Raw genomic sequence first — 26,687 nt, forward strand, 5'->3', positions numbered from 1 at the left:
GAGTATGCACCAGACGATCGAGCTAATGATTCGGGGCTTCTCATTTATTCTGTCGATAGCGGATAATCTTAAGTACTTGAGGAATATGGAAGCATGAGTAACGCTCGCCCAATTCGCCGCGCTCTTATCAGCGTATCTGATAAAACTGGCATCGTAGAATTTGCTAAAGCCCTAGCTGAACGCAATGTTGAACTTCTTTCTACTGGCGGTACAGCTCGCCTACTTGCAGAACAAGGCCTAGCAGTCACAGAAGTGTCTGACTACACAGGCTTCCCAGAAATGATGGACGGTCGTGTTAAGACCCTTCACCCTAAAGTACACGGTGGTGTACTTGGTCGTCGCGGACAAGACGATGAAGTGATGGAAAAACACGGCATCAATCCTATCGATATGGTTATTGTTAACCTGTACCCATTCGCTGAAACCGTAGCAAAAGAAGGTTGTACCCTTGCTGATGCTGTTGAGAACATCGATATCGGTGGTCCGACAATGGTTCGTTCTGCAGCGAAAAACCATAAAGACGTAACTATCGTTGTAAACGCTCACGATTACGACCGCGTAATTACGGAAATGGATGCAAACGACACTTCTCTAACTCTTGAGACTCGTTTTGACCTTGCGATTGCAGCGTTTGAGCACACTGCTTCTTACGATGGCATGATTGCTAACTACTTTGGCACTATGGTTCCTAGCTATGGTGAAAACAAAGAAGGCGACGAAGAGTCTAAGTTCCCTCGCACGTTCAACCAACAGTTCGAGAAGAAACAAGACATGCGCTACGGCGAAAACAGCCATCAAGCAGCGGCATTCTATGTTGAAGCAAACCCAGAAGAAGCGTCTGTATCAACAGCTCGCCAAATTCAAGGTAAGGCACTGTCTTACAACAACATCGCTGATACTGACGCTGCTCTTGAGTGTGTGAAAGAATTTGACGAGCCAGCATGTGTTATCGTTAAGCACGCTAACCCATGTGGTGTAGCGCTAGGCGAAAACATCCTAGAAGCTTACGACCGCGCGTTCAAAACAGACCCAACATCTGCATTTGGTGGCATCATCGCGTTTAACCGCGAACTAGACGCTGCAACAGCAACCGCTATCACTGAGCGCCAATTCGTTGAGGTTATCATTGCACCTTCTGTTTCAGCTGAAGCAGTAGAAATCGTTGCGGCTAAGAAGAACCTTCGCCTTCTAGAGTGTGGCGAATGGACAAGCAAGACTGCTGGCTTTGACGTTAAGCGTGTAAACGGTGGCCTGCTAGTTCAAGACCGCGACCAAGGTATGGTTTCTCAAGATGACCTGAAAGTAGTGTCTAAGCGCCAACCAACAGAAGAAGAGCTAAAAGATGCATTATTCTGCTGGAAAGTAGCCAAGTACGTGAAGTCAAATGCGATTGTTTACTCAAAAGGTGACATGACTATCGGTGTAGGCGCAGGCCAAATGAGCCGTGTTTACTCTGCGAAAATCGCTGGCATTAAAGCGGCTGACGAAGGTCTACAAGTTGAAGGTTGCGTAATGGCATCGGATGCTTTCTTCCCATTCCGCGATGGTATCGACGCAGCTGCTGATGCTGGCATCAAGTGTGTGATTCAGCCAGGTGGTTCAATGCGCGATCAAGAAGTTATCGATGCGGCTGACGAACATGGCATGGCGATGATATTTACTGGTATGCGTCACTTCCGCCACTAATCGCCCTGCATTAATTAGACGATTAGCAAATTACCAAGCCTCTCAACTTTGAGGGGCTTTTAAGAATTTAAAACTTGAGGATTAAACATGAACGTATTAATCATCGGTGCTGGCGGTCGCGAGCACGCACTTGGTTGGAAAGCAGCACAGAACCCAAAAGTTAACACTGTCTTCGTTGCTCCAGGTAACGCAGGTACAGCTCTAGAGCCAAAACTAGAGAATGTAAACATCGGTGTGGAAGACATCGACGCTCTGGTTGCATTTGCAAAAGAAAAAGCCATTGAGCTGACTATCGTAGGTCCAGAAGCACCATTAGTTATCGGTGTTGTAGACGCCTTCCGTGAAGCGGGACTGCCTATCTTTGGTCCGACTCAAGCTGCCGCTCAGCTTGAGGGCTCTAAAGCATTTACTAAAGACTTCTTAGCTCGCCACGACATTCCAACAGGTTCTTACGCAAACTTCACTGAAATTGAGCCAGCAATAGCTTACGTTCGTGAACAAGGCGCACCTATCGTTGTTAAGGCAGACGGCCTTGCTGCAGGTAAAGGCGTAATTGTTGCAATGACTCTTACCGAAGCAGAAGACGCCATCAAAGACATGCTGGCTGGCAATGCATTTGGTGAAGCTGGTAGCCGCGTAGTTATCGAAGAATTCCTAGAAGGCGAAGAAGCCAGCTTCATCGTTATGGTTGATGGCGCTAGCGTATTGCCTATGGCAACCAGCCAAGACCATAAGCGTGTTGGCGATAAAGATACCGGCCCTAACACTGGTGGTATGGGTGCGTACTCTCCTGCGCCGGTAGTAACGCCAGAGATCCACAACCGTATCCTAGAAGAAGTTATCTACCCTACTGTACGCGGTATGGACGCTGAAGGCGCACCATACACGGGCTTCCTATACGCAGGTCTAATGATCGACGCTGACGGTACACCTAAAGTAATCGAGTACAACTGCCGCTTCGGTGATCCAGAAACTCAACCTATCATGATGCGCATGGAGTCTGACCTTGTTGAGCTTTGCCTAATGGCAATCGATGAGAAGCTAGACGAAGCAGAATCTAAGTGGGATCCACGCGCTTCAATTGGTGTTGTTCTAGCTGCTGGTGGTTACCCTGCTGACTACGCTAAAGGCGATGTGATTTCTCTGCCATCAACTGATGCTGAAGACCAAAAGATCTTCCATGCAGGCACAGCTAACAATGAAACAGGCGAAGTTGTTACAAACGGCGGCCGTGTTCTTTGTGCGACAGCGCTAGGTAACACAGTTTCAGAGGCGCAGCAGCAAGCTTATGCACTCGCGAATCAAGTCAGCTGGAACGGCATGTTCCACCGCAATGATATTGGTTATCGTGCGATTGCTCGCGAGCAGCAAAAGTAATTTAGCTTTAACTCTAAGCAATACCAAAGCCACCCCAGTTACTGAGGTGGCTTTTTTAATATTCATACACTGAATTTATACATTCCCTAAAGGTTTCTCTCTGTTTACCCCAACCCAGCGCAGGTATAATGGTCATACCAGAAATTCATAACTACCGTGAATACCTCTAAGTATTATCAATGACCGTGAACAAGCAAAACTTCCATCAACGACTCAAAGCACTAAGAATTGAAACTGGTTTATCCCAAGGGGATCTCGCCAATCAACTTAGTGTAGAGCATCGTGTATTTGCTAATGTCACTCAATCGATGATCAGCCTGTGGGAGCGAGGAAAGGTTACCCCTTCAATCTTGCGTCGCGTGGGGCTTGCGCATTTTTTCTCTGCTAATTACCAATATGATCATGCCGAGCAACAACTCATGAAACGAGCAAAGACCTTTGAGATGTTGTTTGAAAAAGAGAATATGTTTTATGATTATCCGGTCACTAGCGAAGAGGTGATTCGATATTCACGCCTTAGCGAGTATCAGCGTGAATGGATAAAGAATGCGCATTTGTACTTACTTGGTGGCGAACTGGCTCTAGAAGAGTCAATGGCACTGCAAGATATCACCGACCCATGGGTTCGTATTTATTATCATCAAGGTGCTATAGTGGCAGCCTTAGTGTATGAAAAAACAGAAGATAAAATCACTATAGTCAGTATATCTGCTATTAATATTTTCATCTGGAAGCATGTGCATAAGGACATAGCAACCCTTCCGCCAAAAACACTGATTCGCACAAGAATACGAGAACCTAGCTTGTCTCTATTGCTAAGAGACTTGTATGTCGAACCTGAAGAATACTCTTGTGGTACTGAGATCTATGAAACCTCGATAGGCCATCTTTATCACAATACCTTTGTGAAGAATATGCTGGACAATGATGCCTACGACTTTCGCCTTCTGAGGTATGAGCTTCATAAGAATGAAGATGCACGGATTCTGCACGAAGTCATCTGAGACCCTCTCGTTTTCTGTACAAAATAATGCTATATATTTCATATATCTCGATATCGAAAAATATCGAATAGCGTGCCCTTTCTAACTCCATTATCGTGGCTCATCATCCAGATAAGGAAAGGGATTATGAGTAAAATAGAAAAAGCAGTGGACTACGTAAATCAACATTTCACAACAGCTCTAACTGCAGAAGCTGTAGCTGAAGCGTGTGACTGCTCTGTGTTTTACCTACCCAAACTATTTCGCAATAACCTAGGCATGTCTTATCAGCAGTATGTGATGTTTAAAAGAGTAGAGCGCGCCAAAAACCTGCTCGTAAACAAAAGGCATTACAAAGTATCAACCATTGCTATCGAATCTGGCTTTTTAGATGACACCTACTTTTGTCGTGTTTTTAAAAAACAGACAGGCATGACACCAATGGAATACAGAACTAGGCATATCAATATACAGAAGCTTCAACCCGCTTATTAGTTCCTACTCTATATCCTTAGCTTTGCGAGGACGGTCGCTCGATGCACTCATACCCGCCGTTCTTGAGCATCAGCATTTTATCAACGACAATTTTCTTGGCTTTGTACTCACCAATAAATGCAACAAAGTGGTCTTCGTCAATCAAACGGTCAATGACAAACGATGGAAGCTGGTCTTTAAACTCGATACTGGTGAATGTCTTTCCTTCACAGGTAACAAATTTCCCCTCTTCCCAATAACCTTGTATCAGCTCTAATCCTTGTTTCTGCTGATTTTTTCCCTTAGCTACCAAATCACTGGCTTGTTGCTTAACCTCATCAATCTGCTGCTTACGCATAGGCATAACCTTGTCATTAATGCGCAATCGTTGATAAACCGCTTCTCCAGTGCCACTGAAGCGCAAGGTCATTTGAAAAGGAATCAGATCACCGGAATTAGACAGTCTTTCACCTGTGCGGGACATTTCCCTAAGGTTATCGCTATCCCAAGTGTAATGGCTTTTGTACCAAGTCTTATCTTTGAAGATCACATCATCGGAGCTAGATTCTGGGGAATCAAAACGCTCAGTGAGCCAAAATAAAGAGGTTTTTGTGTTATCAATTTCGCCACCCGAAAACTCAGTAATCTGGGCAGATTGACGCAAAGGAGTTGTAGCAGAAGAACAACCCGCTAGGGTTAGAATAGCTAAAGCAGAAGCAATGAAGTGTTTCATAAAAAATACGCCGAGCGATGTCACTCGGCGTATTTTACATTAATTAACTGAATCTTTCAGTGCTTTACCAGCAGTAAATGCAGGAACATTTGCTGCAGCAATTTGAATCTCTTCACCAGTCTTAGGGTTACGACCAGTGCGTGCATTACGGTGAGATACTTTAAATGTGCCAAAACCAATTAGTTGAACTTGGTCGCCCTCTTTAAGAGCATCGGTTACGCCTTCAAGAGTAGCTTCAAGAGCTGCTTTTGCTTGTGCTTTTGATAGATCCGCTTTTTCAGCAATTGCATCGATTAATTGGGTCTTGTTCATTGGGGTTTCCCTTCTAAAGTGTTTGAAAACAAAGTCACTCTAAATCATAAAGACCCCATCTGGCAAAGGGTTGCGGGCGTTCTTTAGGTTCAAGCGAACATTTTTTAGCTCATTCTGCAATTCAACTCACAAATTGACCTAATCTGAAGGGGTTGATGCTTGTATTTTCAACACTTTCAACCTATTCAGCAGGCTATCATTTACTGAAAATGACTGTCATAATCCGCCTGTTTCATAAACAATTCACTAGGGTACCATGTTACTTCTTACAATCTATGTCTCCGTTGCTATCGGAGTCTCGTTCATCTGCTCAGTTTTAGAAGCTGTGCTTTTGAGTATTTCACCAAGCTATATTGCTCAGTTGCGACAGCAAGGACATCCTGCTGCCGACAAGCTAAGCAAGCTTAAGTCTGATATCGATCGCCCACTGGCTTCGATTCTGACACTAAATACCATTGCTCACACCATCGGTGCAGCAAGCGCAGGTGCACAAGCGTCTGTGGTATTTGGAAGCCAATGGCTAGGTGTGTTTTCTGCAGTGCTTACTCTTGGCATTCTGATTCTTTCAGAGATTGTGCCAAAAACTATTGGTGCGACCTACTGGCGCCAACTAGCACCATCTTCAGCAGGAATACTAAATTGGATGGTATGGATGCTACGACCTTTCGTTTGGTTCTCTGAGCAAATAACCAAGCGTCTATCTCGTGGCAACGTAGAGCCAAAGCTACGTGACGAAATCTCAGCGATGGCTATCCTAGCAAAAGATTCAGATGAGTTTGGTGAGGATGAAATTCGAATCCTTAATAACCTGCTGAACTTGCCAAATGTACCAGTAACTAAAGCAATGACACCGCGACCTGTGGTATTTCGTGTTGATGCAACGCTCTCTATTAATGAGTTCTTAGCAACCCACCATGATACGCCGTTCTCGCGTCCTCTGGTTTACATTGAGCAAAAAGACAATATCTGTGGCTTTGTGCACCGGTTGGAGCTGTATAAGCTACAACAGAAGGGCAGAGGCACTGAGGCGTTAGGCAGCGTCATGCGTCCTATCCATGTATTCCTAAACAATAGCGCTCTACCTAAGGTATTCGCGAACATGCTGGCTCAAAGACTGCATATCGCTTTGGTTGTCGATGAGTACGGTACAGTGCAAGGCATCGTAACCCTTGAGGATATCTTTGAGTTCCTGCTAGGAAAGCAGATCGTCGATGAAGCTGATAAGAACCGCGATATGCAAGTACTGGCTCAAGAGCGCTGGGAACAATGGACTAAGAAAAAAGGCGTAATCATCAACAATGATGATGAAGAGCCTATTGAAGAAGAACAAACCGAGGATAAACAGTCACCCGCTGAGTCTACGGAAAAATAAAAAAAACGGGAGCCATAAGGCTCCCGTTTTTTTTACTCAACACTCAGTTTATAGCTGAACACCGATATTGCTAACACTTTCTTCACGAAGCTCAGCACGCAAATCTTTAATTAGGTCTACATCGCGCTCGGTGCATTCACGCAGAGGACGGAAGATAGCCCACTGCACATCCCACTCGTCACACACGGCTTCATTGTCTTTCTGATTGTCATTGGTGATCTCTTCGCTGCCTTGAGCAACTTCAAGATCGGCCACTGTCATTACTGAATTCTGGCTAATTTTTTGTACTGACTCAGGTAATAGGTCACGATCAAGTAGAGAGTGAAGTAGCTCTGCTAGTCCCATGCACGCATCGATTGCAGGGTACACACCATAAAAGTCGAACTCTTCTGAACTAGGAACCAACTCTTCTAGCTTCTCTAGTTGGCGCTCAAAGTTTACCTTTGCGCTCTTTACTGTAAGTAGCTCCCAAACGCTATCGAGAATATCTCGGTAGATTCGTGCCTCGGCAAATTCCGTTGTCTGACAAAACATGGCATAGTTTGGGTACATACGTTCACACAAACTGACCATAAAAGTGATTTGTTGCCAAGGTTCTAGCTTATCAATACGAACCTGAAGAGGATTCTGTAACATAACGACTCACAATTGTGGGAAAACAGCAAAAGTGTACTTGATAACACCCAAATAACAAAGAAACAGGGACACGCTTTCAATGAAAACTGCCACTCAATACCTTTATGTATTGTCTAAAAACAAGCAAGAGTACCTAGAACTGCTAAAAAGTGCCGATTTGCCACAACTTGAGGTTACCGAAGACCCCTCTCTGGCGAATATCCTGCTTGCTTCTCCACCGATGGCCTCTGAGGTTATAAACGACTTCCCTAACCTTGAATGGGTGCAGTCCATCTATGCGGGTGTGGATGCGTTAACTCAGCCTGCGCCACGCAGTGATTACCAACTCACTAACGTTAAAGACATCTTCGGCCAACCTATCAGTGAATACGTATTAAGCTACTCTATTGCACACTTTCGTCACTTCGCTACCTATAAACAACAGCAAACCGAACAAGTGTGGCAACCCTACCCTTATGCTTGCTTGAACGAGAAGACCTTAGTCATCCTGGGCACTGGCTCTATCGGAGCTCATCTGTCGAACGTAGCAAAAGCGTTTGGCCTAACCACTATTGGGGTGAACTCTAGCGGTAAGGCCCCTGAAAATAGCCAGTTTGATTCTGTCTTTCCGATATCAAAGCTCAACCATGCGTTAAGTTTGGCGGATATCGTGGTGTCGGTATTACCGAAAACGACGCAAACTAAAGGCGTACTCAACAAGCAGAGCTTGAGCCATTGCAAACAAGCGCTACTGTTTAACGTAGGACGCGGTGACGCCATAGAAACAGAAGGGCTACTTAGCGCTCTAGAAGAGGGTTACCTTGAGCACGCTTATCTCGATGTATTTATCAATGAGCCTATCTCACAGCAATGCCCATATTGGCAAAACCCCAAGGTAACAGTAACACCGCACATTGCCGCGCACAGCTTCCCTAACCAGGTTATGGGGCTATTTAAAGACAACTATCAACGTTGGCTAAATGAAGAACCTTTAAAGGCTATCGTCGACTTTAATAAAGGCTACTAATACGCAAAACGCCACCCGAAGGTGGCGTTTTAGACTCTAATGTCAGGATCGATTAGATGCCGTATTGAGCGCGGTAAGCTTTTACCGACTCAAGCTGCTCATCATTCTCGCCTTTCTCTTCAAGAAAAGTGATTAGGTCAGTCAGGCTAACAATCGAGATGATAGAGCAGCCGAAATCACGCTCTACTTCTTGGATTGCTGAAAGCTCACCCTTACCTTTTTCTTGACGGTCAATAGCAACCAAAACACCCGCTAGGTCTGCACCGTTTGCTTGGATGATTTCCATTGACTCACGGATTGCTGTACCCGCAGTAATGACATCGTCCACCAGCATGATACGGCCTTCTAATGGGCTACCTACTAAGTTGCCACCTTCACCGTGATCTTTTGCTTCTTTACGATTGAAGCAGTATGGCTTATCCGTATCGTGATGATCCGCCAGCGCTACCGCTGTAGTGGTTGCGATTGGGATACCCTTGTACGCAGGGCCAAATAGCACATCATAATCAATGCCAGAATCCGCTAATGCCGCTGCATAAAAACGACCTAGGCGTGCCAAATCACGACCAGTGTTGAACAGGCCAGCGTTAAAGAAGTAAGGGCTAGTACGGCCAGACTTCAGAGTAAACTCACCAAACTTAAGAACCTGTTTCTCAAGTGCAAACTCAATAAATTCACGCTGGTATGCTTTCATTCTTTTCTCTCTTTATTACGGTTTAATCATTTGTAAATACGCCCCCCTTTCGGAGGCAAAAAAATAGCTCCCAAAGGAGCTATTTAATAAAACTATTCAGCCAGTGCAGCCTTTTGCACTTCGATGATGTCAGCAATGCCCTTTTGAGCCAGAGCCAGCAATTCCATCAATTCTTCATGAGAAAAGGGTTCGCCTTCTGCGGTGCCCTGAACCTCAATCATTTTACCTTCTTCAGTCATGACTACGTTCATGTCTGTGTCAGCAGCTGAGTCTTCAACATACTCTAGGTCGCACAGACCTTTACCATCGACGATACCCACTGAAACTGCAGATACGTGACCCTTCATAGGGTTCGCTTTTAGTTTGCCTTGTGCCACAAGCTTTTGGAATGCATCAGCCATAGCAACGCTTGCGCCAGAGATAGAGGCTGTGCGAGTGCCGCCATCCGCCTGAATCACGTCACAGTCAACAGTTACCATGATTTCGCCCATCGCTTCTAGGTCAACCACAGCACGAAGGCTACGTGCGATAAGGCGTTGGATTTCCATTGTACGGCCACCCTGCTTACCACTTGCCGCTTCACGACGGTTACGCGTATGCGTTGCGCGAGGTAGCATGCCGTATTCTGCTGTTACCCAACCCTTACCTTTGCCTTTCAACCAACGCGGAACATTCTCTTCTACAGAGGCGTTGCACAATACCTTAGTATTACCAAACTCCACCAATACAGAACCTTCTGCATAAGCGGTGTAGTTGCGAGTCATTTTAATAGGACGAACCTGATCTACTGCACGATCGTTTGGACGCATTGAGAGTCACCTAAATAATTGGGTATGGGATTGGGTCGAGATTATATAGGAACATGCCACAGGATGCGACCACGCAGGAGAGCTATGATTTGTATCAAGACGCTCGGTTTTGTGCGAAGAAGTGCGGTTTTGTGCTAAGATTGCCCGCAATATAGATGCACACCTATGTGATGAATAAAGGTATTTTAATGATTTACAGCATGACCGCTTACGCGCGCAAAGAAGTTAAAGGCGACTGGGGCAACGCAGTATGGGAAATCCGCTCAGTTAACCAACGTTACCTAGAAACCTATTTCCGCTTACCAGAACAGTTCCGAGGCCTAGAGCCTATCCTTCGCGAGCGTTTTCGTAAGCGTTTAGCACGCGGTAAAGTGGAATGTCACCTGCGCTTTGAAGCAAACCCAAGTGCTAAAGGCGAGCTAACCATCAACGAAGACCTAGCAAAGCAGGTTATCAACGCAGCAAACCAAGTAATGGCAATGACAGGCGAAACTAGCCGCATTAACCCATTCCAAGTAATGCAGTGGCAAGGTGTTATGGAAACACCTGAGCAAGACATGGACACGGTAAACAAAGACCTACTGGCTGGCTTTGAGGGTGCCATTGCTGACTTCATCGAAGCACGTGCAAGCGAAGGCGACAACATGAAGGCTCTAATCGATCAGCGTCTAGAAGCCATCACATCTGAAGTGGTTCGTGTACGCGCTCGCATGCCAGAAATCCTACAATGGCAACGTGACCGCCTGCTAAGCAAGTTTGAAGAAGCATCTATCGAGCTAGACTCATCTCGCGTAGAGCAAGAGCTTATCGTATTGGCTCAAAAATCTGACGTTGCCGAAGAGCTAGACCGCCTAGACTCTCACGTAAAAGAAACCACCAGCATTATGAAAAAAGGTGGCGCTGTTGGTCGCCGTCTAGACTTCATGATGCAAGAGTTCAACCGTGAGTCGAACACGTTAGCCTCTAAATCTATCAGTACAGACATCACCGCTTCTGGTGTTGAACTGAAAGTTCTGATTGAGCAAATGCGTGAGCAGATCCAGAATATTGAGTAATCGACTTTAGGTCATTCAATAAAATTAAGGCCCATTTATGGGCCTTAATTTTATTAAGTTTAGGAATCTTTAATTCGAACTCGAAATAGTACACTCGATATCGCAACAAAGAGGAAAAACTTCATCCAAAAGAATAAGTGGAAATTAATTTCTCCGCCGTATCTTCCTTTCTGTGGTATGCCATACTCATGAAACCACAAGTTGTAGAGTTGCCAGCCTAAATAACCACTAAGAAGACCCGTTACAGCTATTATAAAGCAAGCTTGATTGCGAGTTACATATAATATCTTTTCCAATCAACCATCCTTGTCACTTTAGAAAAAATCTATGGTACTCGTCGTATATCGTTGACAAGCCAAGAGCTATATATGATGACTATTTTGTCAATTATTGTAGCTACTATATCTATCACTGAAGGTAATCATCGTAGGAATTAAGCCGAAAGGTTCTGGGTTTATAGTGACAAACATCAAAGACCATTTTTTATCCATATCAAGATAAGTTTGTAATCTTAAAAAAGTAACTCCTTTCTCATAGTTAACAGCCAGAAACACTATCGAGACACGAGGAGTTATCTTCTCAGTAGCCATAGTGTCATAAGATATTGGTTTCCCATACAGTGTTTCATAACGAATCAATGCATTGGCGATCGGTGCCGAATCTCCGCTGTATGGAGCCCAACGTTCAGCAGTTTTTTCCGGAGAGTTTGTAAAGTGATACTTAATGCTCTCACTCACTAAATCATCAATAGAGTCATATGCGAGACCTGAAAATGATACGAGAAAAAGAAAAATAGTGACGCCTAACTTTAGTAGCATAATTTGTTTCCGATAAAAGTTCGTTCAAAGGCCTTATTAAAGGATGAAACGGCACGGTCAAAGTAATTTGTTTCAGTTAAATCAGGGCCTACAAGTGTTTCAGAGTAAGACGAAGATACATTGGCCGGAGAGGACAAACTAGGACCAACCTTAAGATTAAGACCTAACGTAAAATCACCATGCGCATCAATATCAATACTCCCACCAATGGCGGCAATAGGGCTTCTTAGGCCTACACTCAGACCGCCATCAATCGATGTACCAGCAAGTGTAGTAGGGTCATCAACGCCGGAAACAAGCTCTGCTGATAGTCCTGTCGTAGCTTCTACCGACGACATCACCTCAACCTGAACTCTTTGATAGGGGTGAACCCTTACATCTCCATTAACAATTCCCACTGCAAATCCACTATTACTTGATACTAAAGCCCCAGCCCCAAGAGTTGACTCCTCTGATAGCACCAAAACAGCAAGCCCTAATGGATCGATCCAGAAAAGAGGATTCCCACTTACATAACCATAGGCCATTTGTTGGCTAGGATCACGGAGTAGCATATCGGTGTTAAGCTGAGTTGCTCGTATGAGTTCATGCTGGATCTCTATAGGCAGATAAGTATTTTTTAGATTCCAATAGTCTGGCTGAACAAAGCGATTAGTATGTGGGTTGTACCATCGAGCATCTAGGTTAATAAGACCTGTACTGCTCTCCGTATATTGGCCTGTGTATTGGTATGGCATAAGCTGAGCTAATTGCTTGTTAGCATTCACTCCTGAGTTGATCTTCCAGAACGTTTTGTCGTTGTGCTTGCGATAAGTCTGACCAAACGGGCTGTAGCCCAGACGCATTGCTGTTGTTCCTGTCTCATCTAGTGAGTGTATAGCACTTCCCAAGCGGTCATGATGTACGTACAAATGGGCAATATCAGAGCCTTTATTACCGCTAGCTGCAAGCAAAGGGGAATCGAGGTCATATAGCTTTTGATGAAGCACATCGCCATAGGGAAGATCATCTCGCGGCAGTAGTGTCAATGAACGGAACGGGGAGTACTCATTGCCCTCAGTGAACCACTGACCTTGTTCCTGCCTACCATCATAGTAACTCTGCAAAGTGCTTATATTTTGCTGAGCTTTCTTGCTTGAATTTCCCTTTTGAGAAGCACTATAAACTCGTTGAGATTTTACACGCCTTGAGCGAGCATCATATCCATAACTGACAGAGCTACCGTCTGGATTAACAACACTCTTCAACCGCCCTAGCGCATCGTGACTGTAAACTTGCTGTGCGGCCCCATTGCGAACTATCACCAAGTGACCATTGGCGTCGTATTCGTACTCAAAGGCTTGGTTGAGAGCTTCTGCTTCATCATCACCTTCACAGCTTGCATCAGCACACACAAAGCCAGGTAGTCTGTGACCTTGCATCTCTATGAGCTGATTTGCCAAGTTGTAGTGATAGGTATAAGTGTGTGCTTTCGTTTTCTTGTGTAGCAGGTTGCCGGACTCATCCCACTCATATTCAAGATCTTCTTGGGTTGGGTAGTCCGCTCGAACTAGTCGGTTTACTTGGTCATACTCGAAATAAACCCACAGGTCATTGTCTGTAAATTCTGACTTCCTGTTTTGTGCTATAACATTGCCCGCAAGGTCATAGCGATACTTAAGGGCTTCAAGAGAATTCCAAGCCCCTCTCCAACGATTGCCTTTATACTCTTCCTGTTCGATGTTGACCTCAGTGATTCTACCTAGGGCATCATAGGCTATTGTTCGTCTACTGTGGTTAGGGTAGTCAATCTGTACTACCTGTCCCTTCTGATTATATGTGAGGTTGAAGACTCTAGACCCTTCACTGCTTTCTCGCTCAATCTGGATCACCCTACCCTCAGCATCATGCAGATAATACACCCCCTCTGTGCTGGTTGATTGACTGTAGGTGCGTTTGCCTACAGTGTTATATTCATATTGGAAGCTTTGCCCTAACTGTTGGTTATCCACCTGTATTAATCGACTAGTAGCATCATAGTGATATTGCTCCGTCAGCTCTGGGCTACTTATACTCGCTAGGCGCCCCAAGCCGTCATAGTTCAACCTTTCGCTAACCCAGCTACCTTGATGGTGATACTGACGCTCAGTCATATTACCGCGCTGATCATAGTGGAACTGAATGTCGGTATTATGCTCTGGCTGATAAACTTGGCTTACTTGCCCCGCGAGGTCATAGTCATAATGCCATTGCTCATCCAGCTCATTGCTAAATGAACTCAGTCTGGTTAACTCATCATAGGAAAACGACCGGCTGGCCCCGCTCGGCGATGTCACACGAGTCAGTTTATTGGCTTCATTAAACTGATATTTTGTAACGGATCCATTCGCCTGCGTAATCTGAGCTAGGTTTCCGAAATCAGCATATTGATATTCCGTCACCTGTGAGAGCTGATTGGTATAGGTCAGGACTTGATTTTGGTAGTTATATGTCCAGCTTTGACTGCCCCCTAGTGCATCAATCTCTATTGAGAGCCTGCCAAGTTCGTCGTATTTAAACTGAGTTGTATTTCCGAGGGAATCGGTTCTCGCTACTAGTTGGTCAAAGGCATCGAAGCTCTGACTGGTTTCTTCGCCAAGGCGGTTGCGAATAACAACAGGGCGACCTGCCGGATCGAGTTGGAAGTGTGTCGTGTTCCCTTCGGCATCCGTTAAACCTACAACTCTACCCAAACTATCGAGAATGTTTGACTTGCGATGTCCAAGAGGGTTGATGGTGGCAAGTAGCCTACCCATTACATCATATTGATACTGAGTAGCGGCTCCATTGCTGTTTTCTGGTTCCACCACGTATGTCAGTTGATTATCGGCGTTATAGTCGTACGCCCATATAAATCCATCTTGGTCTGTGTAACCAACAATGTTGTCGTTTGCATCATATTGCCAAGACTCTAGATACCCAAGAGGGTTCGATGCAGAAACCCTTCGGCCTGCCAAGTCGTAATAAAAGCGATGTGAGCTACCATCAGGCAAGGTAAACACCGTCACCTGACCCAGCTCGTTATAGCGGTATGTATTGACTACCCCTAAGCGATAATAGGGAAGTTGCTCCGTTATAACTCGGCCATTTCCATCATAGGTGTAATAACTTTCTCGCGACTCACCTTCACTGCTTGTCACAATCTCAGAGATCATATTCCCTGCAAGGTTATATTCTCGCTCTATAAGCACATCGTCAGGCGCAGTAATTGAAGCCGCTAACCCTTGTTGATTGTATTGGAATAGCCACTCTTGCCCAGTAGCATCCTCGTACTTAAGTAAGCGTCCTAGTAAGTCATAAGTTTTAATGCTAATTCGACTATTGCCCAACTCCATAACAGCACGACTGCTGTCAGACTCTACTTGTGTCACTACCAACTGATTTAGCTGTTGCTCAAATCTCCACTGTGCTATCAACCCTGACTTATTGATATGAAGGACTTTGCGCCCCAAAAGGTCATAAGCAAACTCCTCAATCCCCCCTTCGGAGTCGGTCACTCTGACAACTTGACCAAATGCATTGTATTCGTTGTCGAATACGCCACCAGCAGCATCACTTTGTTTTACTGTTAGGCCACGCCAGTTCAATTCATTTCGTATCCGGACTTGCCCATTATTGGGCACTGATATGGATACAACTTGTCCTAGGGAATCAACCTGATATTGAGCACTGCTGTGGTTGCCATCTTGAGCTTCAACAATATGGCCTAGTTCATTCCGCTTATATTGAACGAGATATGAACTGCGTTCATTGTCGTAAATGGCCTCCAAGTGACCAACATCGTCATAGAAATGTTCTGTGACATTGCCAAGAGGATTAGAGATGGATTGAATATTCCCATCAGAGTAATAGCTCCAATGTGAAGAATGATGAGTGCTGTCTGTTTCTGAGATTTGGCGACCGGCGAGATCATAGTCAAACGCCTTGCTTACCTCAGTCCCTTCCAAATACGAACCAATGAGTCGATTACGCGCGTCATATTGGTAATGCCAAATGGCACCATGAGGCAGGACCACCTTGACCAAGTTATTTTCTGCATCATAGTTATAGTGAGTAGAGTACTCACTGTTGCCATTTTCGCTTGGCATGACTACACGCTTGCTCGTGACTCGTTGACGTGAGGTATAGGAAAAGTAAGTTTTTACTCCAGAGAAGTCTTGATGAAAGGTAATGAGGCCATTGCTGTCATATCGATTGATCGCTTCCCTTCCCAAGGGGTCAACAATGCGGGTTGGTGAGCTTAAGCTTCGCCCATCTTCACTCAGGTACTCATAACGAGTTGTTCGCCATAGGGATTCTGGTGTGGATTCAGAGCCCTCAGAAACCCAAAGCAATCGGCCTATTTTGTCGAATTTCTGATGACGGATGAAAGACTGTTCAGGAAGTGTATTCACCCCGAAGCGTTCAATGCGAATGGGATACCCGAAATCATCATATTCAAATAGAGTGTGATTGCCCTGTTGATCGACTCGCTTGATAAGCAGATCATCAAGCCACTCTTCTTCAATTATTGAGCCGTCTGCTAGGGTCTTCGTCTCAAGTCGCCCATCCACATCATAATTGAAGTGTGTAGCGGCGCCCGCGTTGTTCGTTTCGGTTAATACTCGCCCTTGCTCATCTCGAGCATAATCCATTCTTCGACCAGCGGGATCCGTGCGCGATAACAAGCGCCCATGGTCGTCATAGCTATAGAGAAAAGCCTCTCCTAGCTCATTATACTCAGCGACTAAGTTCCCGCGATTATCGTATAGGTTGCTAACCTCACTACCATCGAACTCGAATACCTTAGAAACGATTTGGTTGTTCGCGTTGTACTGATATCGGGTGCGAGTTCCATTACGGTTAATCACCGTTGTAATTCGATTGGAAAAATCATATTCGTAAGAGAAGTCGTTTCCACTCGCATCAATTTGGGTATCAACAACAGTCTTTCCACTCTGCTGACGATAGATATAGTGCGCGCTGTTTCCCTCACCATCCGACTTCAGCGTCAGGGCTAATGGATTAGCTTGATAATCGTATTGATAGCTATGCTGCTCTCCATCAAATTGCACAACATCGGTCAGCATCCCTCGTTGATAGGAATAGCGAGTGATTCGACCTTCTTGATCGACCATCTCGGAGAGTCGGCCGTCAGCATAAGAAAAACGCAAACTACGCCCCAGTTCATCGGATAACGATACGGGTTGTTGCTTGCTATCTCTTTTAATATTTACTCGTCGACCATCATTGCCGATAACCACAACCAAAAACCCATGGACATTGTATTGGTAGCGCACCCCTTGAGTATCGGTAACAACATACTCCCCTTCATCGTTAATCTCTAAGCGTGCACTATGGCCGGAATGAGCGGTAATAGCGGTGCTATCGGCATCAAACGAAAACAGCTTGCGTGCTCCTTGAGGCGTTACCCACTTTATCGTGTGCAGGCCTATTTCATACTCAGGTGAAAAGTATGGATCAGCTGCGTAGCGATTTCTCTGTCGATAGACTTCAGACTGAGCGTTATTCCGGGTGAGTGTATCTAGGCTTGTTTGAGCACGTTCTCTCTTCTGAACATAGATATTTCTCAACGAGACAAGCTCAGATATCGCTTGCGCTAGCTTTTGTTGGACGCTGACCTCGTTGAAGGCAATGCGACCGGCAAATGAGGTCTCTAAAATGGCGAGACTGGCTTCAATATCATCGATAATCCCTTGATATTGATTAACCACAGCTTGGTTTGCCTCAATAAGAGAGGTCGCATCAATGTCGACTCCCCATAAAATGCGGCTATCTAAGGCACTGTGCCAACCAGCACCTAGCGACCATGCAGAGCCTTGGTTCAGCCTATGCTGCCGAGTAAGAGAAAACAGTGGATGAGCATAATCTTGCTCGCGAGTTATCTTACACCCCGAGTACAGCTCCACTGGACAGTCACTGTCATCGCCTTCAAGCCCTTGCTCGGTATTTTGTTGTTGCTGTTGTTCGTTATCATCTTGACTATCAGCCGTTTGAGTCTCTGTTTCTGCAGCATTTTGATCTGCCTCTATCCCAGCACTGGAAGCGGCATCTACGGTCTGCGTCGAAATATCAGTAACCTCAGTTTGAATAGCATCGGCATCCTCTTTGACGGGATCAGGCTCTGAGTCAGGATCTTCATTGTCCTTGTCGTTGTCGTTGTCATCATTTTCATCGTTGTCTGGAATCGTAGGTTCCCTTCCGCCATCACAGGAAAGTGCTCCTTGGCACTCACTCAAGAGAGAAATCTCTAACGCACTCACCGTTCTTGTCATGCTAGATAACAACAAGAACATCACCAACAACCCAAACAGTTTTTTCATACTCGACCCAAGACACTAAAGCGGTTTGCTTGTTAGTGTATGAATCACTGGATATTTGCAGGTTTGATTCGTTTGGAGCTAGGTTCCAGATTCTCTCCGTTATCGGCACAGAAACTTACAGACCATCGTCCTGAATATTATTCGCAGTTGTGATCTGGCGTTTTTCCGTGCTATCCTTCGCAACCATTTTTCTAGGGTTATCGAGATGTTAACTCTAGTGCTATCTTTATTGATGCTTATTCAATAACACTGTTCATCACTATTTCGGAGCTCTACGAATGGGAAAAGGCACCCTATATATCGTTTCTGCACCTAGCGGAGCAGGCAAATCTAGCCTGATATCAGCTATGCTGGAAAAAAACCCGGTGTACGCAATGAAGGTTTCTGTTTCTCACACTACGCGCGGAGCTCGCCCTGGTGAGGAAGATGGTGTTCACTATCATTTTGTTGAACGCAATGAATTTGAAACATTGATAGAGCAAGGTATCTTTTTAGAGCACGCAGAAGTATTTGGTAACTACTATGGTACGTCTCGTGTTTGGATTGAAGAGAACCTAGATAGAGGCATTGATGTGTTCTTGGATATTGATTGGCAGGGTGCTCGTCAAATCCGTAATCAAATGCCACACGCGAAAAGCGTCTTTATTCTTCCGCCATCTAATGGTGAACTTGAGCGTCGCCTAAATGTGCGCGGTCAAGACAGTACCGAGATTATCGCTAAGCGAATGAGTGAGGCGAAATCGGAAATGTCACACTATGATGAATATGACTACATCATAGTTAATGACGATTTCGACGCTGCTTTGATGGACTTTAGAGCCATTCTGCGTGCAGAACGCCTTAAACAAGACAAACAAACAGCGAAATACAGTGGAATGCTATCAGCTTTACTAGCAGAGTAATCTAGAAAGCTGTATAATTTCCCGTCATTTAAAATAGTAATTTAGTAAATTGGAGTCCTCATGGCACGCGTAACTGTACAAGATGCTGTTGAAAAAGTTGGTAACCGTTTCGACCTTGTTCTAATTTCTGCTCGTCGCGCACGTCAAATGCAAACTGGCGGTAAAGATGCACTTGTGCCAGAAGAGAACGATAAGCAAACAGTAATCGCTCTTCGCGAAATCGAAGAGGGTTTGATTACTAAGGAAATCTTGGACGCTAAAGACCGTCAAGAACAACAAGAGCAGGAAGCAGCAGAACTAGCAGCCGTAAGCAGCATCGCTCACACTCGCTAATCTGCACAACACCTCGTAACCTTTTGGGCCCGTAATTTGTATCTATTTGATAGCCTTAAAGATGTTGCCAAAGAATATTTAACAGAGCCTCAAGTTGAGGCTCTACGTCATTCTTATTCGGTAGCAAAAGAAGCACACGAAGGGCAAACGCGCTCTAGTGGCGAACCCTATATAATCCACCCAGTGGCCGTTGCAAGAATCCTTGCAGAAATGCGCCTCGATCTTGAAACCCTCCAAGCAGCACTTCTTCATGATGTTATTGAAGATACCGAAGTCACCAAAGAAGAACTTGAAGACCTTTTTGGTACAGCCGTAGCTGAACTCGTTGATGGTGTTTCGAAACTCGACAAGCTGAAATTCCGAGACCGTAAAGAAGCTCAAGCGGAAAACTTCCGTAAGATGGTTCTCGCTATGGTTCAGGATATCCGCGTTATCTTGATTAAGCTTTCTGACCGCACGCACAACATGCGTACGCTTGGCGCGCTTCGTCCAGATAAACGTCGCCGCATTGCTCGTGAGACTCTTGAGATCTACTCACCACTGGCTCATAGACTGGGTATCCATAACATCAAAACTGAGCTTGAAGAGCTTGGCTTTGAAGCTCTCTATCCCAACCGTTATCGCGTCTTAAAAGAAGTGGTGAAAACCGCTCGTGGTAACCGTAAGGAGATGATCCAACGCATTCACTCAGAGATTGAGGGACGCTTGGAAGAGTGTGGTATCCACTTTAAGGTCTTAGGTCGCGAGAAGAATCTTTATTCCATCTACAACAAGATGAAGACCAAGGAACAGCGCTTCCATACCATTATGGATATCTACGCGTTCCGAGTAATTGTTGATGATGCAGATACCTGCTATCGCGTGCTTGGCCAAGCTCATAGCTTATACAAGCCACGTCCTGGCAGAATGAAAGACTACATCGCGGTACCAAAAGCGAACGGCTATCAATCGCTACACACTTCTATGGTTGGCCCTCATGGTGTTCCCGTTGAAGTGCAGATTCGTACTGAAGACATGGATCAAATGGCAGACAAGGGTGTTGCTGCACACTGGTCTTACAAAAACAATGGTCAACGCTCTGGCACTACTGCGCAGATTAAAGCTCAGCGCTGGATGCAGAGTCTGCTTGAGCTTCAACAAAGTGCCGGTAACTCTTTTGAGTTCATCGAGAACGTTAAGTCTGATCTATTCCCTGATGAGATTTACGTATTCACGCCGAAAGGCCGCATTGTTGAACTACCAGTAGGTGCGACTGCCGTAGATTTTGCTTATGCCGTACATACTGATGTAGGTAATACCTGTGTGGGTACGCGCGTTGACAGAAATCCATACCCTCTAAGTAAGTCACTGAAAAACGGTCAAACGATCGAGATCATCAGTGCACCAGGTGCAAGACCAAACGCCGCTTGGCTTAACTATGTTGTGACTTCTCGAGCTCGCACTAAGATCCGTCAGGTTCTTAAAACTATGCGTCGCGAAGAATCGGTTGCCTTGGGTCGTCGTTTGTTGAATCACGCCTTGGGTCGCCACTCTATCGATACTATCTACCCAGAGAATATCGCGCAGGTTCTCAGTGACCTCAAACTAGAGTCGGTGGACGATATGCTAGCGGCTATCGGTCTAGGCGAACTGATGAGTATCATCGTTGCGCGCAGACTATTAGGTGATGCTGATTTACTTACCGAAACCAGTTCTGTAGAGCCTCGTTCTGATAAGAAGCTATCTATTAAAGGCGCTGACGGTATCCTTCTGACTTATGCCAACTGTTGTCATCCAATTCCTGGTGACCATATTTTGGCACACGTATCTCCAGGTCGAGGCTTGGTTATCCATAGGGAAACTTGTCCAAATATCCGTGGTTATCAGAAAGAACCTGACAAATACATGGCGGTTGAATGGTCTGAGAGTCATGAGCAAGAGTTCATTACCGAGCTACAGATCGATATGCAAAACAGCCAAGGTGCACTTGCAGAGCTGACCAATGTTATCTCTCGCACTGGATCAAATATCCATGGTATTTCTACTGAAGAAAAAGATGGCCGTTTGTACACAGTGACCGTTGCCTTAACCACTAAGGACAGGGTTCACCTTGCCGGCATCATGAAGAAGATTCGTGTAATGCCACATGCCCTTAAAGTTCGTCGTCGTCGCAGGTAACAATGAGTCCAGAACGTTATCAAAAAATTGTTTCCGTTCTTAAGGCTCGCCAGCCGGATTTAACCCTCTGCTTAGAGGAAGTGCACAAGCCCAATAACGTATCTGCAGTAATAAGAACTGCAGATGCAGTTGGGTTGCACAAGATACATGCTGTTTGGCCCAACAAAAAAATGCGTACCTTGAGCCACACTTCCGCTGGAGCACGCAATTGGGTTGAAGTAGAGACTCACGACACCACCCAGCAAGCTTACCAAGCACTAAAAGCTCAAGGTATGCAAATTCTAGTGACTCACCTGTCAGACACCGCTGTTGATTTTCGCGAAGTGGATTACACCAAACCCACCGCTATCGTCCTCGGTGGTGAAAAAGATGGAACCAGTAGAATGGCTATAGAGATGGCCGACCAAGATATTATTGTGCCTATGGTAGGGATGGTGCAGTCCTTGAATGTATCAGTGGCAAGCGCTTTGATCTTATTTGAAGCACAGCGTCAGCGCCAAAACAAAGACATGTACAATAATCCGCCACAGCCACTCTCTGAGCGTATTATTCAGAAGACACTGTTCGAGCGCGGTCATCCCGTATTAGCCAAAGTCGCTAAAAGGAAAGACCTGCCTTATCCTGAGCTTGATGATGCAGGGCAAATTGTCGCTGATTCAAATTGGTGGGCAGAGATGCAGTGCCGGTAACAACAACTAATCTGCATTGCTACATCCAACCTCTCTCCGCAAACGACACTACCTCACCATCCCCCACAACAAAATGATCCAGTATTCGAATGTCCACCAGCGCAAGTGCATCGATTAAACGACGTGTGATGCGTTTGTCTGCCTGACTAGGCTCAGCAACACCCGACGGATGATTGTGTGCGAGGATCAAGGCGCAGGCATTGTGTTGCAGTGATCGCTTAACCACCTCTCTAGGGTAAACGTTCGCCGCATCTATCGTACCTTCAAACAGGCTTTCATGATTGATGACTCGATGCTGATTATCGAGGAAGAGTACATAGAAGACCTCGCGCTGTTTATCCCGCAGTAAACTTAGCAAAAACAGCTTAGTCTGTTGTGGGCTAGTCAGTGCATCACCTTTTTCTAAGGTTTCAGCAAGATAGCGCTGGGTCATTTCGATAAAGGCCTGCAGCTGCACATATTTAGCCTGCCCTAGCCCTTTATGTTGGCAAAACTTATCTTGTGGTGCGGTTAATATGTGCCGTAATGAGCCAAAGGACTTCAACAGATGATCAGCAAGTTCTATGACATTCATCCCCGGACATCCTGTGCGTAAGAAAATAGCGAGCAATTCAGCATCCGTTAACGAGCTTGGACCATGATTGATTAACTTTTCTCTAGGGAGAGACTCTTTAGGCAGTGCTTTTAATGTCATCTTATCCCCTTGCTGATCATGGTTAGCCTTGTAGTATTGATGCAAAATCGTCACTCAGAAGATGAGTTAAAACAGAATTTGCACCCAAATCGCAAGCAATCAGTCCACTTGTCAAACTCTAACTCCAGCCCAATATATGGTATGGTTACCTTATTAATTTAATTGAGAAAATGAGCATGCAACCTCTTGAAGGGAAAAAAATAGTTCTCGGTATCAGCGGTGGTATCGCAGCCTACAAATGTGCTGAATTGACTCGACGCTTGTCTGAACGAGGCGCTCAGGTCAAAGTTGTCATGACCAAAGCAGCCAAAGAATTTATCACGCCATTGACCATGCAAGCCGTTTCGGGACAACCCGTATCTGAAAGCTTATTAGACCCAGCGGCAGAAGCGTCTATGGGGCATATTGAAATTGCAAAATGGGCCGACCTAGTCTTGCTTGCCCCTGCAACTGCAGATCTTATCGCACGTATGGCTGCAGGTATGGGTAATGACCTTCTGACGACAGTGGTGCTAGCCACCGACGCACCAGTTGCGGTTGCTCCAGCCATGAATCAACAGATGTACAGGAACGTGGCAACCCAAGAGAATATTGCCACGCTACAACGTCGTGGAATGACCATCTGGGGTCCAGCGTCCGGCGAACAAGCCTGTGGCGATATCGGTGCAGGTCGAATGTTAGAGCCAATGCAGTTAGTTGAGCGATGCATTGCTCAATTTCAGCCTAAACTATTGCAAGGTAAGAAGATTGTAATTACCGCAGGCCCTACTCAAGAGGCTATAGACCCTGTGCGATTTATCTCTAATCACAGCTCAGGAAAGATGGGTTACGCTCTGGCAGAACAAGCAGCTAGACTGGGTGCTGAGGTTACGTTAATCAGTGGTCCGGTAAGCCTGCTAATTCCGGCTAATGTCACGCGCATCAACGTATTGAGCGCTGAACAAATGCATCAAGCTGCGATAGAGCAAGCTCCTCTGAGTGATGTGTTCATTGGCTGTGCCGCAGTAGCAGATTATCGGCCGGCTGAAATCGCCGAGCAGAAGATGAAAAAAGTCGACGGTAGCGATGAGCTTGTCGTTCGAATGGTGAAGAATCCCGATATTATTGCAGACGTTGCAAGTCTTACGCAAAACAGACCATTTACCGTTGGCTTTGCCGCTGAAACTCAAGACGTTGAGAAATATGCTATGGATAAACTATCGAGAAAGAAACTCGACCTTATCTGTGCCAATGATGTTTCTAAAGCGGGTATCGGCTTTAACTCAAACGACAATGCGTTGAATTTATACTGGCCAAATGGCCACAAGAACTTCCCTCTAGCAAGCAAACAAGCATTAGCTCAAAGCATACTAGAGCAGATTAACGAACTTACTCAATAAGCATCAAGCAATGAAAAAAATCGATTTAAAGATCCTAGACTCTCGTATTGGCAAGCAATTCCCATTACCTCAGTACGCCACTGAGGGTTCAGCAGGGCTAGACCTTCGCGCCTGCCTAGACGAAGCCTTAATTGTCACCCCGGGAAAAACGCATCTTGTGCCTACTGGACTCGCCATTCATATCGGCGACCCTAGCCTGGCTGCGACTATTCTGCCTCGTTCAGGTCTTGGCCATAAGCACGGTATTGTATTGGGCAATCTAGTTGGCTTGATTGATTCCGACTATCAAGGCCAGTTAATGGTTTCGGTGTGGAACCGAGGACAAGATACCTTCACCATAGAGCCAGGGGATCGCATCGCTCAGCTGGTTTTTGTTCCTGTGGTACAAGCTGAGTTCAACTTGGTTGAAGACTTCGACGCCTCTCATCGAGGTGAAGGTGGCTTTGGTCATTCTGGTAAAAACTAACTCTCTAACATAATTACTACAGTCAAAGAATAAACAGAAAAAGGACGTGATTAATGACAGGCAAACGTAGTTCAAATCGTCGCGACGAGATTTTGCAAGCACTTGCTTTGATGTTGGAATCCAGCGATGGTACTTCCAGAATTACTACTGCTAAATTAGCGCAACAAGTGGGCGTATCGGAAGCAGCTCTTTATCGACACTTCCCAAGTAAAGCTCGCATGTTTGAGGGGTTAATCGAGTTTATAGAGCAATCAGTTTTAGCTCGTATTAACCAGATTATGGATCAAGAAAAAGACACCATGAATCGATTGCATGAAGTTCTGCGATTCGTTCTCCTTTTTGCGGAGCATAACAAAGGTCTCTCTCGCATCCTTTCTGGTCATGCGCTAATGTTTGAAAATGAAAGGCTTAGAGAACGCATTAACCAGCTTTTTGGTAAAATAGAAAGCCAACTTAAGCAAATTCTAAGAGAAAGAATGCTACGCGAGGGCAAAGGCTTTGCTGTGGATGAGAAAGTTCTGGCTGCTATCGTGCTGAGTTATGTTGAGGGTCGCTTAAACCGCTTTGTGCGTAGTGACTTCGAAATTAAACCATCCGCTGATTTTGACGAGTATTGGACACTGTTAAGCCAGCAACTAGCTTAAAATCCTGGAAGGGGATCATGAATAAATACGCTCCGCCTCAGTTTTCACTCAAATTGCTCCACCCTAAATACTGGGGCGTTTGGATTAGTTTTGGTGTTCTTGCACTGCTTGTCAATCTGCTGCCCTATGCCGCTCTTTATAAATTAGGGCGTGCGTTTGGTAAATACTCAAGTAGGTTGGCGAAAAGCCGAGTTAAGGTCATAAAGCGCAATATTGAACTCGCCTTCCCTGACAAAACGGCTGAAGACGTTGAGCGTATTGTAGAAGAGAATATAAAGAATACAGGGCTTGCCTTTGTTGAGATGGGCATAACTTGGTTCTGGCCCACTTGGCGACTAAAGCGTCGCATACGCACCGTTAACCTGCAGCAAGCGATTGACTTTGAAAACGAAGGGCGTGGTGTACTCCTGTGTCATCCGCACACGTTAAACCTAGAAATCAGTGCTCGCGCCTTCGCGATATTGGGCTATCCCGGTAGTGGCGTATATCGTCCAAATAACAACCCTGCCTACGACTTCATTCAGTATTGGGGCAGAACTCACAACGGCAACAAATTGGTGGATCGCAAGAACGTCAAAGAGATGATTCGTGTTCTGAAACGTGGCGAACGCCTATTTTACTTAGGCGATCATGACTATGGCCGAAATAAGTCTGTATTCGTTCCATTCTTTGCTGTAAAAGAGGCCTGTACAACGACTGGCGCCAATATGCTGTACAGTCTGACCAATTGCGCCATGATCCCTGTAACAGGCTTTAGAGGCGACAAGGGACAGTATGAATTAAACCTTGCTGATTCCATTCATGATGAGTTTCCAAAGAAAGATCTTGAAGCAGGCGCTACGTTGATGAACCAAGCTTACGAGAAAGTCATCTTACGTCAGGTTGACCAATGGATGTGGGTACACAAACGTTACAAGACAATGAAAGATGAAAGCCTGTCTAAAGGCTATCGATACAAGTAATAACACAAGATACATTTAATAATCGTGTTCAAGAATACGTGACTTGATCTGTACAATCACTGATAGTGAGAGCATTAAGCGTCATTTAAAATACCTCACTATTAGTGATGATTCACACTACTCCATTTTGAATTTATACATAATTCCGTGGCTTATTGGATCGTA

At 45.3% G+C, this 26,687-nt stretch carries 23 protein-coding genes; 15 read left to right on the forward strand and 8 right to left on the reverse strand.

Annotated elements, in window-relative coordinates:
• Positions 1–93: 93 nt before the first annotated feature.
• The 4 genes from purH (at position 94) to D5I41_RS07685 (ending at position 4,541) form a co-directional block, all read left to right on the forward strand.
• Positions 94–1,686, forward strand: a complete 1,593-nt coding sequence (gene purH / locus D5I41_RS07670) for a bifunctional phosphoribosylaminoimidazolecarboxamide formyltransferase/IMP cyclohydrolase (RefSeq protein ID WP_119009330.1) — start codon at positions 94–96, stop codon at positions 1,684–1,686.
• 87 nt (positions 1,687–1,773) lie between these two features.
• On the forward strand, positions 1,774–3,063 hold the full coding sequence (purD, locus tag D5I41_RS07675; RefSeq protein ID WP_119009331.1) for a phosphoribosylamine--glycine ligase: 1,290 nt from the start codon (positions 1,774–1,776) through the stop codon (positions 3,061–3,063).
• Between the two features lie 179 nt (positions 3,064–3,242).
• Positions 3,243–4,067 (forward strand): helix-turn-helix domain-containing protein, encoded by an 825-nt coding sequence (locus D5I41_RS07680; RefSeq protein WP_119009332.1) that lies wholly within the window; start codon positions 3,243–3,245, stop codon positions 4,065–4,067.
• A gap of 126 nt (positions 4,068–4,193) precedes the next feature.
• Complete coding sequence (locus D5I41_RS07685) at positions 4,194–4,541, forward strand: helix-turn-helix transcriptional regulator (protein ID WP_119009333.1); 348 nt, start codon at positions 4,194–4,196, stop codon at positions 4,539–4,541.
• A gap of 16 nt (positions 4,542–4,557) precedes the next feature.
• Here the strand turns inward: D5I41_RS07685 and D5I41_RS07690 are convergent, their stop codons facing one another.
• Together D5I41_RS07690 and hbs are read right to left on the reverse strand one after the other, a co-directional pair.
• The gene (locus D5I41_RS07690; protein ID WP_119009334.1) at positions 4,558–5,253 is read right to left on the reverse strand and encodes a DUF1481 domain-containing protein; all 696 of its coding nucleotides are present in this window, start codon (positions 5,251–5,253) and stop codon (positions 4,558–4,560) included.
• A gap of 39 nt (positions 5,254–5,292) precedes the next feature.
• Positions 5,293–5,565: a non-specific DNA-binding protein Hbs gene (gene hbs / locus D5I41_RS07695; protein WP_017027289.1), complete on the reverse strand. Its 273-nt coding sequence runs from the start codon at positions 5,563–5,565 to the stop codon at positions 5,293–5,295.
• A gap of 256 nt (positions 5,566–5,821) precedes the next feature.
• Between hbs and D5I41_RS07700 the strand changes: the two genes are divergently transcribed.
• Complete coding sequence (locus tag D5I41_RS07700) at positions 5,822–6,937, forward strand: CNNM domain-containing protein (RefSeq protein WP_119009335.1); 1,116 nt, start codon at positions 5,822–5,824, stop codon at positions 6,935–6,937.
• Between the two features lie 48 nt (positions 6,938–6,985).
• Here D5I41_RS07700 and D5I41_RS07705 read toward each other — a convergent pair whose 3' ends face one another.
• A complete protein-coding gene (locus D5I41_RS07705; RefSeq protein ID WP_119009336.1) occupies positions 6,986–7,573 on the reverse strand; it encodes a YjaG family protein in 588 nt (195 codons plus the stop codon).
• Positions 7,574–7,652: 79 nt separating this feature from the next.
• Between D5I41_RS07705 and D5I41_RS07710 the strand changes: the two genes are divergently transcribed.
• Positions 7,653–8,579 (forward strand): D-2-hydroxyacid dehydrogenase, encoded by a 927-nt coding sequence (locus D5I41_RS07710; RefSeq protein WP_119009337.1) that lies wholly within the window; start codon positions 7,653–7,655, stop codon positions 8,577–8,579.
• 52 nt (positions 8,580–8,631) lie between these two features.
• Here D5I41_RS07710 and pyrE read toward each other — a convergent pair whose 3' ends face one another.
• Positions 8,632–9,273 carry an orotate phosphoribosyltransferase gene (gene pyrE / locus D5I41_RS07715; protein ID WP_119009338.1) on the reverse strand — a complete coding sequence of 214 codons (642 nt, stop codon included), beginning with the start codon at positions 9,271–9,273 and terminating at the stop codon, positions 8,632–8,634.
• A 92-nt stretch (positions 9,274–9,365) separates the two neighbouring features.
• Positions 9,366–10,082, reverse strand: coding sequence for a ribonuclease PH (gene rph, locus D5I41_RS07720; protein WP_017032929.1), 717 nt, complete (start codon positions 10,080–10,082; stop codon positions 9,366–9,368).
• A gap of 188 nt (positions 10,083–10,270) precedes the next feature.
• On the opposite strand from rph, the gene D5I41_RS07725 reads away from it, so the two are divergent.
• Positions 10,271–11,137, forward strand: coding sequence for a YicC/YloC family endoribonuclease (locus D5I41_RS07725; RefSeq protein WP_119009339.1), 867 nt, complete (start codon positions 10,271–10,273; stop codon positions 11,135–11,137).
• A 383-nt stretch (positions 11,138–11,520) separates the two neighbouring features.
• On the opposite strand, the gene D5I41_RS07735 is transcribed toward D5I41_RS07725, so the two are convergent.
• Both D5I41_RS07735 and D5I41_RS07740 read right to left on the reverse strand, forming a co-directional pair.
• Positions 11,521–11,955, reverse strand: coding sequence for a hypothetical protein (locus tag D5I41_RS07735; protein WP_119009341.1), 435 nt, complete (start codon positions 11,953–11,955; stop codon positions 11,521–11,523).
• Positions 11,946–18,296, reverse strand: coding sequence for an RHS repeat-associated core domain-containing protein (locus D5I41_RS07740; protein WP_119009342.1), 6,351 nt, complete (start codon positions 18,294–18,296; stop codon positions 11,946–11,948). The genes D5I41_RS07735 and D5I41_RS07740 overlap by 10 nt, the downstream gene beginning before the upstream one ends.
• 278 nt (positions 18,297–18,574) lie before the next feature.
• Between D5I41_RS07740 and gmk the strand changes: the two genes are divergently transcribed.
• Genes gmk through trmH form a run of 4 tightly spaced genes read left to right on the forward strand, consistent with a single transcriptional unit; the run spans position 18,575 to position 22,377 of the window.
• A complete protein-coding gene (gmk, locus tag D5I41_RS07745; protein WP_119009343.1) occupies positions 18,575–19,198 on the forward strand; it encodes a guanylate kinase in 624 nt (207 codons plus the stop codon).
• A gap of 60 nt (positions 19,199–19,258) precedes the next feature.
• Positions 19,259–19,531 (forward strand): DNA-directed RNA polymerase subunit omega, encoded by a 273-nt coding sequence (rpoZ, locus tag D5I41_RS07750; RefSeq protein ID WP_017027279.1) that lies wholly within the window; start codon positions 19,259–19,261, stop codon positions 19,529–19,531.
• Between the two features lie 36 nt (positions 19,532–19,567).
• Positions 19,568–21,688: a bifunctional GTP diphosphokinase/guanosine-3',5'-bis pyrophosphate 3'-pyrophosphohydrolase gene (gene spoT / locus D5I41_RS07755; RefSeq protein WP_119009344.1), complete on the forward strand. Its 2,121-nt coding sequence runs from the start codon at positions 19,568–19,570 to the stop codon at positions 21,686–21,688.
• A 2-nt stretch (positions 21,689–21,690) separates the two neighbouring features.
• Positions 21,691–22,377, forward strand: a complete 687-nt coding sequence (gene trmH, locus D5I41_RS07760) for a tRNA (guanosine(18)-2'-O)-methyltransferase TrmH (protein ID WP_119009345.1) — start codon at positions 21,691–21,693, stop codon at positions 22,375–22,377.
• Positions 22,378–22,396: 19 nt separating this feature from the next.
• On the opposite strand, the gene radC is transcribed toward trmH, so the two are convergent.
• A complete protein-coding gene (radC, locus tag D5I41_RS07765) occupies positions 22,397–23,071 on the reverse strand; it encodes a RadC family protein (protein WP_119009346.1) in 675 nt (224 codons plus the stop codon).
• Between the two features lie 176 nt (positions 23,072–23,247).
• Between radC and coaBC the strand changes: the two genes are divergently transcribed.
• Genes coaBC through lpxL form a run of 4 tightly spaced genes read left to right on the forward strand, consistent with a single transcriptional unit; the run spans position 23,248 to position 26,522 of the window.
• A complete protein-coding gene (gene coaBC, locus D5I41_RS07770) occupies positions 23,248–24,450 on the forward strand; it encodes a bifunctional phosphopantothenoylcysteine decarboxylase/phosphopantothenate--cysteine ligase CoaBC (protein ID WP_119009347.1) in 1,203 nt (400 codons plus the stop codon).
• A 10-nt stretch (positions 24,451–24,460) separates the two neighbouring features.
• Entirely contained in the window at positions 24,461–24,916 is a 456-nt protein-coding gene (gene dut / locus D5I41_RS07775) for a dUTP diphosphatase (RefSeq protein WP_017027274.1), read from the forward strand.
• A gap of 53 nt (positions 24,917–24,969) precedes the next feature.
• Positions 24,970–25,560 carry a nucleoid occlusion factor SlmA gene (slmA, locus tag D5I41_RS07780; protein WP_017027273.1) on the forward strand — a complete coding sequence of 197 codons (591 nt, stop codon included), beginning with the start codon at positions 24,970–24,972 and terminating at the stop codon, positions 25,558–25,560.
• Between the two features lie 17 nt (positions 25,561–25,577).
• Positions 25,578–26,522: an LpxL/LpxP family Kdo(2)-lipid IV(A) lauroyl/palmitoleoyl acyltransferase gene (lpxL, locus tag D5I41_RS07785; protein ID WP_119009348.1), complete on the forward strand. Its 945-nt coding sequence runs from the start codon at positions 25,578–25,580 to the stop codon at positions 26,520–26,522.
• The last annotated feature ends 165 nt before the right edge of the window (positions 26,523–26,687 follow it).

It is taken from the genome of Vibrio superstes, from assembly GCF_003569005.1.
Classification (GTDB): Bacteria; Pseudomonadota; Gammaproteobacteria; order Enterobacterales; family Vibrionaceae; genus Vibrio; species Vibrio superstes.

Excerpts from the sequence above, each read along its gene's own strand:
- purH (WP_119009330.1), top strand. The coding sequence starts at position 94 with ATGAGTAACGCTCGCCCAATTCGCCGCGCTCTTATCAGCGTATCTGAT.
- purD (WP_119009331.1), top strand. The coding sequence starts at position 1,774 with ATGAACGTATTAATCATCGGTGCTGGCGGTCGCGAGCACGCACTTGGT.
- D5I41_RS07680 (WP_119009332.1), top strand. The coding sequence starts at position 3,243 with ATGACCGTGAACAAGCAAAACTTCCATCAACGACTCAAAGCACTAAGA.
- D5I41_RS07685 (WP_119009333.1), top strand. The coding sequence starts at position 4,194 with ATGAGTAAAATAGAAAAAGCAGTGGACTACGTAAATCAACATTTCACA.
- D5I41_RS07690 (WP_119009334.1), bottom strand. The coding sequence starts at position 5,253 with ATGAAACACTTCATTGCTTCTGCTTTAGCTATTCTAACCCTAGCGGGT.
- hbs (WP_017027289.1), bottom strand. The coding sequence starts at position 5,565 with ATGAACAAGACCCAATTAATCGATGCAATTGCTGAAAAAGCGGATCTA.
- D5I41_RS07700 (WP_119009335.1), top strand. The coding sequence starts at position 5,822 with ATGTTACTTCTTACAATCTATGTCTCCGTTGCTATCGGAGTCTCGTTC.
- D5I41_RS07705 (WP_119009336.1), bottom strand. The coding sequence starts at position 7,573 with ATGTTACAGAATCCTCTTCAGGTTCGTATTGATAAGCTAGAACCTTGG.
- D5I41_RS07710 (WP_119009337.1), top strand. The coding sequence starts at position 7,653 with ATGAAAACTGCCACTCAATACCTTTATGTATTGTCTAAAAACAAGCAA.
- pyrE (WP_119009338.1), bottom strand. The coding sequence starts at position 9,273 with ATGAAAGCATACCAGCGTGAATTTATTGAGTTTGCACTTGAGAAACAG.
- rph (WP_017032929.1), bottom strand. The coding sequence starts at position 10,082 with ATGCGTCCAAACGATCGTGCAGTAGATCAGGTTCGTCCTATTAAAATG.
- D5I41_RS07725 (WP_119009339.1), top strand. The coding sequence starts at position 10,271 with ATGATTTACAGCATGACCGCTTACGCGCGCAAAGAAGTTAAAGGCGAC.
- D5I41_RS07735 (WP_119009341.1), bottom strand. The coding sequence starts at position 11,955 with ATGCTACTAAAGTTAGGCGTCACTATTTTTCTTTTTCTCGTATCATTT.
- D5I41_RS07740 (WP_119009342.1), bottom strand. The coding sequence starts at position 18,296 with ATGAAAAAACTGTTTGGGTTGTTGGTGATGTTCTTGTTGTTATCTAGC.
- gmk (WP_119009343.1), top strand. The coding sequence starts at position 18,575 with ATGGGAAAAGGCACCCTATATATCGTTTCTGCACCTAGCGGAGCAGGC.
- rpoZ (WP_017027279.1), top strand. The coding sequence starts at position 19,259 with ATGGCACGCGTAACTGTACAAGATGCTGTTGAAAAAGTTGGTAACCGT.
- trmH (WP_119009345.1), top strand. The coding sequence starts at position 21,691 with ATGAGTCCAGAACGTTATCAAAAAATTGTTTCCGTTCTTAAGGCTCGC.
- radC (WP_119009346.1), bottom strand. The coding sequence starts at position 23,071 with ATGACATTAAAAGCACTGCCTAAAGAGTCTCTCCCTAGAGAAAAGTTA.
- coaBC (WP_119009347.1), top strand. The coding sequence starts at position 23,248 with ATGCAACCTCTTGAAGGGAAAAAAATAGTTCTCGGTATCAGCGGTGGT.
- dut (WP_017027274.1), top strand. The coding sequence starts at position 24,461 with ATGAAAAAAATCGATTTAAAGATCCTAGACTCTCGTATTGGCAAGCAA.
- slmA (WP_017027273.1), top strand. The coding sequence starts at position 24,970 with ATGACAGGCAAACGTAGTTCAAATCGTCGCGACGAGATTTTGCAAGCA.
- lpxL (WP_119009348.1), top strand. The coding sequence starts at position 25,578 with ATGAATAAATACGCTCCGCCTCAGTTTTCACTCAAATTGCTCCACCCT.